This is a genomic window from Stenotrophomonas sp. STEN063 (assembly GCF_056854515.1).
Map to the genome: position 1 here is coordinate 1 of NZ_JBXFWF010000052.1, position 10,807 is coordinate 10,807.

The following is a 10,807-nucleotide window of genomic DNA, read 5'->3' on the forward strand; positions in this document are numbered from 1 at the left end:
TGAGCTTTGCCGTATACACCCGCAAACGGACATATGCGGTACGTGAACGACTTTAACTGTTGGGTGGGGGGGGTGCGCTGGGTGGGGCTTCCCGGCGCCCGCGTATGCACAGCGGGCAAGTCTGGCTGACCGTGTTGGCGTGCTGGAAACGCAGGTCAACAACAGCCAGGCCAATACCGACATGCTCAATCAGCTGCAGCAGCTGCGTACTGAAATGCAGGCGTTGCAGGGCACGATCGAGCAGCTTCAGCACGAGAACGAACAGCTGAAGCAGCGCAATCGCGATCAGTACCTGGACCTGGACGGTCGCCTCAATCGCCTTGAAGGCGGTGCTGGTGCTCCGGCAGCTCCTGCCACTGGCGCGGTGACGCCTGCCGCTGCGGCCGCAAAGCCGACAGCGGCTGCTGCCGAACGTCCGCCGACGGTACGTGGCGATGCCGGTACGCTGGCCTCGGCCGGTGATGAGCGTGCTGCCTACAATGTCGCGTTCGATGCGTTGAAGGCCGGCAACTATGCCGACTCGGCGCAGTTGTTCCAGAGCTTCCTTGAGTTGTACCCGAATGCTGCCTACACCCCCAATGCCTTGTATTGGCTGGGTGAGAGCTTCTATGCGACCCGTAATTTCAAGATGGCTGAGGCACAGTTCAGCGATCTGGTTGCCCGTTATCCGACCCATGACAAGGCTGCCGGCGGTTTGCTGAAGCTTGGCCTGTCGCAGTTCGGTGAAGGCAACAATGCCCAGGCGCAACAAACCCTGGAACAGGTTGTTTCCCGTTTTCCCGGCAGTGATGCGGCCCGTACTGCCCAGGACCGACTGCAGTCGATCCGGCTCGGCCAGCAGCTGCGTTGATGTGGTGCCGCACCGATGGTGCGGCCAACGAATATGAACTCTCCGAGCGCCGCTGTTCCCAGCGAGATCGTGCAGTCGCCGTTGCCGCGACTGAAGATCACTGAAATTTTCCTGTCCCTGCAAGGCGAAGCCGATACTGCCGGCTGGCCGACCGTGTTCGTGCGCCTGACAGGCTGCCCGCTGCGTTGCCAGTACTGTGATACCGCCTACGCGTTCCATGGTGGCGACTGGTGGGACATCGACGATATCGTCGCCGAAGTGTTGAAACAGGGCGTGCGCCACGTCTGCGTGACCGGCGGTGAGCCGTTGGCGCAGAAGCGCTGCCTGATCCTGCTGCACAAGCTCTGCGAAGCCGGCCTGGATGTGTCGCTGGAGACCTCCGGCGCGCTGGACATCGCCGATGTGGACCCGCGCGTATCACGCGTGGTCGACCTGAAGACGCCGGATTCGGCGGAAATGGCACGCAACCGGCTGGAGAACATTCCGCTGCTGACCGCCCGTGACCAGCTCAAGTTCGTCATCTGCAGCCGTGGTGACTACGAGTGGGCCAAGTCCATGCTCAGCGAGCACCGTTTGCCGGAGCGCTGCATGGTGTTGTTCTCACCGAGCAAGTCGCAGGTCAGCCCGCGCGAGCTGGCCGACTGGATCGTCGCCGATCGTCTGCCGGTGCGCTTCCAGATGCAGCTGCACAAATTGCTGTGGGACGACGCACCGGGTTACTGAGCCGGCGTCGCCCCCTCCAATCGTTTACCCCGGCGCGGGACAGCGTGCTGGCTTTCCTCTCCCAACCGGATCATCACCATGAAAAAGAAAGCAGTCGTGCTTCTTTCCGGCGGCATGGACTCAGCCGCCGTCGTCGCCATCGCCCAGGAACAGGGTTTCGAAGTGCATGCCATGAGCGTGCGCTACGGCCAGCGCCACACCTCCGAACTGGAAGCCGCCGCACGCGTAGCCGCCGCCTTGGGCGTGGCCGGGCATAAAGTGGTCGCGGTCGACCTGCGCAGCATCGGCGGCTCGGCGCTGACCGACGACATCAACGTGCCCGAGGCCGGTGCCGGTGACACTATTCCCGTCACCTATGTGCCCGCCCGCAACACCATCATGCTGTCACTGGCGCTGGGCTGGGCCGAAGTGCTGGGTGCCAACGACATTTTCTGTGGTGTCAACGCGGTCGATTACTCCGGCTACCCGGACTGCCGTCCTGAGTTCATCGCCGCCTTCCAGGCGCTGGCCAACCTGGCCACCAAGGCGGGCGTGGAAGGCGCGGGCATCCGAGTGCATGCGCCATTGCAGTACCTGAGCAAGGCGCAGATCGCGCTGGAAGGGCAGCGCCTGGGCGTGGACTTCGGCCTGACTGTGTCCTGTTACCAGGCCGACATGGACGGCAAGGCCTGCGGCCACTGCGACGCCTGCCAGCTGCGCGCCGATGGCTTCACTGCCGCGGGCATGGCGGATCCAACCCATTACGCATGATGTTGTTTTTGCGTTTATTGCGTTAGAATACGCGCCCCGGCTACGGCCGGGTCTTTGTTTGGGCCGTTAGCTCAGTCGGTAGAGCAGAAGACTTTTAATCTTTTGGTCGAAGGTTCGAATCCTTCACGGCCCACCATAAAAACAGAGAGTTACAGCGCAGAAAAGGCACCGACTATCGGTGCCTTTTTCGTTTGGTGCCTACATGGTGCCTACATGCGATTTCCTAGGCCGCGTGCCTCCACTCGTCGCGGACCTATGCCTGGACTGCGGACTGTCGCCACCGAACGCCGCGGCCAATCTTGTTCGCCGGCTGGCCACGCGGACCGAAAACGATTGCAGGTGGTGGACCCACTCTTCGTTCTTTGCCCGTCGTTAGATGGGCGCGCAGAGCACCGAACGCAGCGTCAGTGCGGTGCTGGGGTCAAGGATTCAAGTAGCAAGGCTCTGTGCTCTATGCGCATCACTTCCGGATCGACCAGAGGACCCTCAAGCGGCATTACCATTTGCATGACTGAGATGAAGACAATCGGTGCACCAGCTAGGTGGAAGCAGCGGCTGAGTGGGCCTTTTCTCAGCACCCCTCTTTCGACTAAACGGTTCAATACCTTCTGACGTGCCTGACTGTCTTTGAGTAGGCTTGCGTTCCATCGGTCCTGTAGGGCTGGGGCTCTATGGATCTCGCTGATCATGAGCTTCATTACGGCAACTGACATCGCAGTGATGCCTTCATAGGCATGGGTTATGAAAGCGTCGACGAACTCTTCGGCAGTGGACACGTTCTTAAAAAGATCTTCCCAGTCCGTTCCCGCGCGCCCGAGGAGGCGAACAAGTAGCGCTTCGAAGAGAGCTTCTTTGCTAGGAAAGTGTACGTAGACGTTGCCTTTGGACATGCCTGCTTGGGAGGCAATGCTCGAGATACTAGCCGCCTCGTAACCACGCGCAATGAACTCGCTGATAGCTGCAGTAAGGATTTGCTCCTGCCTAACTTCAGTGGAGAGCCTGGAACGTTTGCGACCCGATGGGGTACTTGTCACTTCCTTTTCGTCTTTCGCGGCCACATCGCGCCTCCTGAGTGTCTCGATCAAATGAATGGATTGTGAATTGAACTGGTTTCGACAATGAAACTTTAATGACCTTTCGGTCATTATGCAAATGACCGACGGGTCATTTGTTGCTCATGACAGTCCGAAGGCCGCTGAACGAGTCGCCACCGGTATTCGCCCTTTGTGCCCACCCTCCATCGAGAAAGAGATCGAAATGAAAAGACTGTTGCTGACGCCCTTGGTTCTAGGTTTGTCGTTCAACACATACGCGGAGTCCAGCGAAAAAAAATCGCAAGCGTCAGATAGCTGGGGGTTGGGACTGGCGGCCGCGGTGTCAGATAGCCCATATGCTGGCGAGGGCACGAAAGTGATGCCTTATCCTTTGATTTCTTACGAAGGAAAGCACTTTTACTTCCGTGGCGTCACAGCGGGTTGGGAGTTCTTGGAACGTGGCGGCCTTGCACTGTCAGCTATTGTCGAGCCCAAGATGGACGGCTTTGACGTCAAGGACTTGGGCCGCAGCGAACTCGCAAGAAACGGCGTCGATAGGAGTCTTCTGGAGGACCGAGAGATCGGAGTCAACGCAGGCGTTCGCGCAGTCTGGCGAGGCAGTTTGGGCCAGCTTGAGACAAAGGTGGTCAACGATGTGTCCGATAACAGCGGTGGCATGGAAGCCTCCTTCCAGTATGGCTACCCGATCCCATTGGCGCGTGGGATCTTGACGCCGACTGTCGGCGCTAAATGGCTATCCAAAGACACAGCAAACTACTACTTTGGCACGCTGGACAAGGAGGTGGCGCGTGGCGTTGTTGACTACAAGCCTGGTGCAGTTGCTATCCCAAGAGTCGGTCTGTCCTACTATCGGCCAATTGGAGAAAAATGGTCCCTCATCGGGAGCGTCGACTACAGTGTCTTGCCGGATCGCCTGAAGAACAGCCCCTTGGTGGACCCATCGAAAGACGGAACGATGAACTTCTTCTTTGGTTTCTCACGAGGCTTCACGCCTTGGTGGATGAGTAATAAGTAATCAGTGCGAAGTGAGGGGCCGCATAGGCTCCTCGTCTTCGCGTCGCGGCATATGGTCTTGGGAAAAACTCGAGTTGCTGGCCCGATATTTCTGGGAGTCCCGCACCGGGGATTGGGAAAATTATTGTCTATAAGATGCTGAAAAATAAAGTAAAATTAGCAATCTTTTAATCTTTTGGTCGAAGGTTCGAATCCTTCACGGCCCACCAGCATTACCAAGGCTTCGGAGCGATCCGGAGCCTTTTTTGTTTTCCCGCAGGAAGACGGCCGTTCCGCAAATTGCCTGTACTGGCAGCTCGAGCGTAGCCCGGCCAGGCGCGGCGCACCCGGGAGATGGCAATCCTGTGATCTTGACGGTTGTCGATGAGAAGCCGCGGGAGCGCTGCGCTTGCCCGGGCTCCGGTCAGGTCGGCACGGCCGCGGCTTTCGCCACGGCCTTTGTGCGTTATTTCAGCAGGGCCTGCTGGACATCGACGATGCGCACATCGTGCATCTGCTCAAGGTACGCATCCAGATACGCCTTGTGCGAGGCACCGACCAGAACCAGGGTACGCATGCCCGGGGTCGGCCCCATCAGGTCGCGGATGTTGGCGGCCATGCGCAGGTTGCGGGTCTCCCACGATGTGACATACATGCGCCCGTAACCCTCCGGGGAGGGTTCTTCCAGCGCGGCACCGTAATCGCTTTCGAAGGCCACCGGGGCGACGTCCGGGCCGTTGTCGCGCCGATACATCGCCAGCGCTTTTTCGGGTGTGTCGAGTTGGGATTCCAGGCTGCTGTACAGGGCTGCACGCTGCTTGCTGGCAGGGTTGTCCCACGCCTTGCGGATGGCTTTCACGTAGGCCTTGGGGTCCGGGCCGTAGCGGTCGGCACTGTGATCGTCCATCGGCCAGAGCCGTTGATGGCCCAGCCGTACCGCCAGCTGTGCAGCGATCAGCGTGTTTTCATTGCGACTGCTGCGTAGTGCTTCCAGCGCCTCCACCAGCTCCTGGTTCAAAACGCCCTCCGCGCGCCGCTCTGGCGCTGGCAGGTGCAGCCATTGGACAAGGGCGGAATCGTGCTCTCCGGCAGCGAGGAAGGTGGCTGCCAGTTCGCGACGCTGGGCAGCGCTTGGTTGCGCCGGCCAGTTCACCAGCATTCCCTCGGCGGCCGCAGTCGCTGCTGCTACATCCAATCCGGTCGCCTTTGCCGCCGCTGACACGTCAGGGCAGTAGTCGCTCACCGTCAATGCGTAGCGGGCAGGGTAGCGGCGCAACATGTCGCATTGCTGTCCCGAGACTGTCTCGACGGCGATTGCCTGTGGCTGCCACGCCGCCAGGCGGTCGAGCAACGGGGCAAGCGCCGACGGATCGAAGGCTTTCGGCAAACCCGCCAGATGTGCAGTGGCGAGCACTGCGACTTCGTTCTGTGTTCCATGTCGAGGCCCCTTGTGTGCGCCAGGAACAAAAGGCTGTGCCTGTCCGGCTTCTGCCTGGGTTGCTGCCGCCAACAGTGCGCAGATCAATACGCCTCGTCCCCACATGCCCTGCATCACACCCTGCTGCATAGAACCTGCCGATTGAGCGCTTGATAGGCGCGAAGTTGCGCAGATTCCTTCTCCAGCAAGCCTTTGTCAACGTCAGGCAGGATTGCGCCACCAGGCCTGCGGTTCGCGCTCACCGGAACCAATCATGGAACCAATGCGGGCGATGGCAGCCGGCTGCTGGTGTGGCTTGTGACCGTGTTCGCCGTTGGTGGAACCGAGGGGGCTTGAAGATCACTCGGCACTGCAGTGTGAACGCACAGTGCCAGCCGCCGTGGTTGGAAGTCGTCGGGTCTGGTTCTAATATGCGGCATGCACCATTGGTTGCCCCGGTGGGCGTCCAGGCACTGGGGACAGGGTTGAGCAAGCAGATCACGCAATTACTGCACCGATGGCAACAAGGCGACATGGATGCGCGCGAGCATCTGTTCGAAGCCTTGTACTCGGATTTGATGGTGATTGCGCGCAACCGCTTGTCGCAGCAGACCAGCGGTACCCTGCAGCCAGCCGCGCTGGTCAACGAATCGCTGATGCGCCTGCTCGGCAGCGACGCGGACTACAAGGACCGCGCTCACTTCGTCGCCATTGCTGCGTTGAAGATGCGCTCGGTACTGGTCGACCACATGCGCGCACGCGCGGCAGACAAGCGCGGTGGCAATGCCGAGCAGTTGACTCTGTCCTACGCTGATCAGGTGCCGGACGATGCAGCTGTCGGCCATGACGTGCTGGCCCTGCACCAGGCCTTGAATCAACTGGCCGAACTTGAGCCGCGTGCAGCGAGCACGATTGAACTGACCTACTTTGGTGGCATGAGTCGTGATGAGATCGCGCTGGTGCTGGATGTATCCGCTCCAACGGTTGACCGCGACCTGCGCTTCGCGCGGGCCTGGTTGAACCGGCAGCTGCGCTGAGCAGCGACGGCGGCGGTGCGGTGATGGCGACGGAGCGTTGGCGGCAGGTTCGTGAGCTGTTCGATGCCATCTGCGAGCTGCCGCGCGAGCAATGGCAGCAGGCACTCGACACAGGCAGTGATGACCCTGCGGTGCGCGAGGAAGTGTTGCAGCTGCTGCGCTCACAGACCGTGGGCCTGAGCCGGGTCAGCAATCGTCTGGATACCGCGCTGGCGCGTGCCTTGGCGCCGGAACTTGGCGTGGGTGAGCGGCTCGGGCCATGGCGGCTGACCGAACGCATCGCACATGGCGGCATGGGTACTGTGTTCAAGGCTGAGCGTGCCGATGGTCTCTACCAGCGCACGGTTGCCATCAAGCTGTTGCATGGCATGCCGGGCGCCACCGAGGTGGAACTGCTGGGCGCGGAGCGGCAGGTGCTGGCTGGTCTGCAGCTGTCCAATGTCGCGCGCCTTTACGATGGTGGCACCACGCCGGATGGCCATCCGTATCTGGTGATGGAATACGTCGACGGCGTGCCGCTGGATGTTTGGTGCGCCGAGCAGGCATTGGGCCTGCAGCAACGGCTTGCGCTGTTCCTGGAGATCTGCAGCATTGTGCAGTCGGCACATGAACAGCTGGTGCTGCATTGCGATCTCAAGCCGCCCAACGTGCTCGTGCAGGCCAATGGCCAGCCTGTGTTGCTGGATTTCGGCTTGGCGCGCCTGCTCAATGAGGCGCGCGACAAACGCGATTCGGGTTACTGCACGCCGGGCTATGCAAGCCCGGAGTTGATTGCCGGGCATTCCGTCGGTGCTGCCAGCGATGTCTACAGTCTTGGCGTGATGTTGCTGGAGCTGCTGTCGACACAACCGTCGATGCGGGAGGCGCAGAACACGGGTGAGGCATTGATTGCGCCCAGCGCCAATACACCGGCTGATCTGCCTTGGCGGCGCCGCCTGCGTGGCGATCTGGATGCCATCGTCGCACGTGCATGCGCCAGCGACATCTCCCTGCGCTACCGCTCGGTCGAGGCCTTGATGGCCGATCTGCGCCGTTATCTGGAGATGCAGCCGGTACTGGCGCGCAACGGCGGCCGCCTGTACCACCTCGGGAAAGCGCTGCGCCGGAACTGGCAAGGTACGGCGATAGGTGCGGGTGCAACCGCGTTGCTGGCGGTGTTCGTATTTGGTTTGTGGGAGACCCGGCGGCAGGCGCAGGAAGAGGCGGTTGTGGCGCAGCAGATCAGCAACTTCATGGTTGGCATGTTCGAAACCGCTGATCCGTTCCTTCGCACCGAGCGCGGCGCCGAGGAGTTGAGTTCGCGGCAACTGCTGGACAAGGCCGTACTGCAGGTTGCGCGGGATCTGGCGGATGCGCCGGCGCAGCTGGCGCGGATGCGCGCCGTGCTGGGGGTTGCCTATCAGAATGCTGGTGCTTCGCATCAGGCCGACACGCTGTTGCAGCAGGCCTACGCTGGCTTCATGGATCCGCGTGTGGCGCGTCCGCTGGATGCGGCGAATGTGCTGGCGGATCTGTCCGTGCAGAAGACCCTCGATGGCGATGGTGGGCGCGGCCTGCAGTTGGCGGTGCAAGGTCTGGATCTGATTGGAAGCAAGGCCCCGGCGGTGGTGCAGGCACGTCTGTACAGCGCAAAGGGGTTGGCGCTGTTGAACCAGCAGCATTTTGATCTGGCCGAAGCGGCCTTCAACAGTGCAACGGCGCTGTATCAGGATGTGGAGGGCGTGGACGTCGGTGCCGAGACCAGCGAGCTGCTGTACAACAAAGGCCTGATGTACCTGCGCTGGGGACGGCAGTCATCGGCGGAACACGAGTTCCGGCGGCTGCTGGACAATCTGCATGGCCGCCGGACCAGCCTGGCGTTGGCGGCGGAAACACGGCTGGCGCAGATACTGCGCGAACAGGGCAAGTACGAACAGGCGCTGCCGCTGCTGCAATCAGGGATGCAATACGCGCTGGAGTTGTACGGCGCAGAGAACAGCTTTGTCCGCGTGCAGTACGACGGATTGGCCGACCTGTACCGGGATTCCGGTGACTACGCGGCGGCTGAGCAGCATTACCAGAAACGGAATGCCTTGAGCGCACGTCTGGATGGACAGGACTCGGTCGAGTATTCGATGGGTCTGTTCAATTACGGTTCGTTGAAAGTGCTGCGCGGCGAACTGGCGGCGGGCGAGGCGCTGTATCGACAGGCGTGGATGATCCGCAAGCAGAAACTGGGTGAGGACTCGCCTACCAGCCTGCGTGCAGAGAGCGAGTTGGGGCGCCTGCTGATGCGTGATGGCCGGATGGGCGAGGCGGGCGGGCTGCTGATGCACGCCGACAAGGGGCTGAGCCAGAGTTTGCCGGCCGATGCACCTGGTCGCGTGCAGGCCCATTTGAACCGGATCGATTGGCATGTGCGCAGCGGACAGTTGGCCCAGGCGCGGCAAATGCTGGAACAAATGGACTCACCGGTTGCCGAGGAGCTGCAGCTGCGCTGGCTGGGAATCCGTGCCGATCTTGCGATGCGCTTGGGCGAAGGAGAGCAAGCGTTGGCGTTGCGCAGGGCTGCGCTGGAGTTTGCCGGCAGCAAGCAGGGCAAGGACAGCGCAGCCGTTGCCGAGACCGGTCTGGCCCTGGCCGAGTCATTGCTGCAATTGGGACACGCGCGTCTGGCCAAGGACGAACTGCAGCGTGTGCTGCTGCTGATAGGGCGGCAGCAGGTTGCCGGCTCGCCGGATCGGCGCAAACTGGACGGCTTGCTGCTGTTGGCCGAGCAGAATCTTGGCGCGCGTTAGCCGCTGAGGGTGTTGAAGGCAGCCGCGTCAGGTTTACGGGCGATGTGCACTGCCGTATCAGCGAAGGGATCTTTCCAAGCTGTTGATATATTCCGATTTATTGCCGCGCGCGGGATCCTGCGAGTCTGGTGTTGACGCGCTCCGTGGACCGCCGTGCGGCGTTCCACGCGATGAATCTGGCGTGTCCACGGCAGGTGTCTTGGCTGGTCGTGTTGTGTTTTACGAAAAATTTACAAAAATTAATTGGCGCCAGTGACGGATGTCCCACTTTTTTTGGGATTCGTGATTGGATGCGGACGCTTTTCCCGGTTTCTTCTAGTGAGGGTTACTTTTTCCATCACAGGGGAGCGCCATGAAGCAGCTGTTGATCTATGACCGTCCGGTTCAGTTGAATCGGGTTGCCCATCGCAACCATCGGGTGGTTGCCAACGACGGGGACTTCCGATTCGCCTCCAGCCTCAATTCGGTACCGCTTGCCTGCGTGGAGTTTGCCCGCGCCGCACGCGACTACCCGATTGTGTTTGCCGGCAACAGCGCTGACAGCGTGGTACCTGCCGCATTGCTGGGCCTGCGCAGTGGCCAGAACCTGATGGTGAATGCCGAGGGGCGTTGGGCCGAGGGTGCTTATGTACCGGCATTCCTGCGCCGCTATCCGTTCGTACTGGCCGAGCAGGATGCGCAGGGCAGCGATTTTACCGTTTGCCTGGATGCGGCATTCGAAGGTCTGCGGGAAGGCGGCGATGAAGGCGCGGCGTTGTTCGACGAAGAAGGCAACGACAGTGCCGTGCTGTCGAACGCGCTGGAGTTCCTGCAGGAATACCAGGTGCACCTGGCACGTACCCGCGGTCTGACGGCTGCTTTGGTCGCGCACGATCTGCTGGTGTCCAAGCAGGTGAATGTGCAGACGGCAGCTGGCGAAACCTTCTCGCTGGACGGCTTTTTCGTGGTCGACGAGCAGAAGCTGCGCGAGCTCAAGGGCAAGGCTTTGCAGGATCTTGCCAAGTCCGGTGACCTGGGCTGGATCTACGCCCACCTGTTGTCACTGGGCAATGTCGAAGTATTGAGCCGGGTGCTGGACAAGCAGGCATCGCCTGCAGCCACGCACTGACACCTGCTTTGTCCCCGATTGATTGATCCATGCGCGGCCGCGTCAGCGGTCGCGTATCCGCCTATCTGAGTGCTGCCGCCTGGCAGCGGCGCACCCT

The 10,807-nt window shown here is 61.1% G+C and carries 9 protein-coding genes and 1 tRNA gene; 8 read left to right on the plus strand and 2 right to left on the minus strand.

What is annotated here, in order from left to right; genetic code table 11:
* The first annotated feature begins 121 nt into the window (after positions 1–121).
* From ybgF to AC1VWL_RS13870, 4 genes are all read left to right on the plus strand, one after another.
* A complete protein-coding gene (gene ybgF / locus AC1VWL_RS13855; protein ID WP_482987085.1) occupies positions 122–850 on the plus strand; it encodes a tol-pal system protein YbgF in 729 nt (242 codons plus the stop codon).
* 33 nt (positions 851–883) lie between these two features.
* Positions 884–1,573 (plus strand): 7-carboxy-7-deazaguanine synthase QueE, encoded by a 690-nt coding sequence (queE, locus tag AC1VWL_RS13860; RefSeq protein ID WP_481614561.1) that lies wholly within the window; start codon positions 884–886, stop codon positions 1,571–1,573.
* Positions 1,574–1,651: 78 nt separating this feature from the next.
* Positions 1,652–2,323, plus strand: a complete 672-nt coding sequence (queC, locus tag AC1VWL_RS13865; protein ID WP_296253817.1) for a 7-cyano-7-deazaguanine synthase QueC — start codon at positions 1,652–1,654, stop codon at positions 2,321–2,323.
* A 60-nt stretch (positions 2,324–2,383) separates the two neighbouring features.
* Positions 2,384–2,459 (plus strand) — tRNA-Lys (locus AC1VWL_RS13870).
* A 268-nt stretch (positions 2,460–2,727) separates the two neighbouring features.
* Here the strand turns inward: AC1VWL_RS13870 and AC1VWL_RS13875 are convergent.
* Entirely contained in the window at positions 2,728–3,381 is a 654-nt protein-coding gene (locus AC1VWL_RS13875; protein ID WP_482987078.1) for a TetR/AcrR family transcriptional regulator, read from the minus strand.
* 199 nt (positions 3,382–3,580) lie between these two features.
* Between AC1VWL_RS13875 and AC1VWL_RS13880 the strand changes: the two genes are divergently transcribed.
* Positions 3,581–4,393 carry a MipA/OmpV family protein gene (locus tag AC1VWL_RS13880; protein WP_482987079.1) on the plus strand — a complete coding sequence of 271 codons (813 nt, stop codon included), beginning with the start codon at positions 3,581–3,583 and terminating at the stop codon, positions 4,391–4,393.
* 444 nt (positions 4,394–4,837) lie between these two features.
* On the opposite strand, the gene AC1VWL_RS13885 is transcribed toward AC1VWL_RS13880, so the two are convergent.
* Entirely contained in the window at positions 4,838–5,785 is a 948-nt protein-coding gene (locus AC1VWL_RS13885; RefSeq protein WP_482987080.1) for a DUF5694 domain-containing protein, read from the minus strand.
* A gap of 488 nt (positions 5,786–6,273) precedes the next feature.
* Between AC1VWL_RS13885 and AC1VWL_RS13890 the strand changes: the two genes are divergently transcribed.
* The 3 genes from AC1VWL_RS13890 to AC1VWL_RS13900 all read left to right on the plus strand — a co-directional run bounded on the left by AC1VWL_RS13890 (position 6,274) and on the right by AC1VWL_RS13900 (position 10,710).
* Positions 6,274–6,825, plus strand: a complete 552-nt coding sequence (locus AC1VWL_RS13890) for an ECF-type sigma factor (RefSeq protein WP_481614563.1) — start codon at positions 6,274–6,276, stop codon at positions 6,823–6,825.
* Between the two features lie 23 nt (positions 6,826–6,848).
* Positions 6,849–9,602 (plus strand): protein kinase domain-containing protein, encoded by a 2,754-nt coding sequence (locus tag AC1VWL_RS13895; RefSeq protein ID WP_482987081.1) that lies wholly within the window; start codon positions 6,849–6,851, stop codon positions 9,600–9,602.
* Between the two features lie 352 nt (positions 9,603–9,954).
* Positions 9,955–10,710, plus strand: a complete 756-nt coding sequence (locus AC1VWL_RS13900; RefSeq protein ID WP_482987082.1) for a SapC family protein — start codon at positions 9,955–9,957, stop codon at positions 10,708–10,710.
* The last annotated feature ends 97 nt before the right edge of the window (positions 10,711–10,807 follow it).

Bases quoted from the DNA above. Each gene is read 5' to 3' on its own strand.
- queC (WP_296253817.1), top strand. From the start codon at position 1,652: ATGAAAAAGAAAGCAGTCGTGCTTCTTTCCGGCGGCATGGACTCAGCC.
- AC1VWL_RS13880 (WP_482987079.1), top strand. From the start codon at position 3,581: ATGAAAAGACTGTTGCTGACGCCCTTGGTTCTAGGTTTGTCGTTCAAC.
- AC1VWL_RS13900 (WP_482987082.1), top strand. From the start codon at position 9,955: ATGAAGCAGCTGTTGATCTATGACCGTCCGGTTCAGTTGAATCGGGTT.
- queE (WP_481614561.1), top strand. From the start codon at position 884: ATGAACTCTCCGAGCGCCGCTGTTCCCAGCGAGATCGTGCAGTCGCCG.
- AC1VWL_RS13895 (WP_482987081.1), top strand. From the start codon at position 6,849: ATGGCGACGGAGCGTTGGCGGCAGGTTCGTGAGCTGTTCGATGCCATC.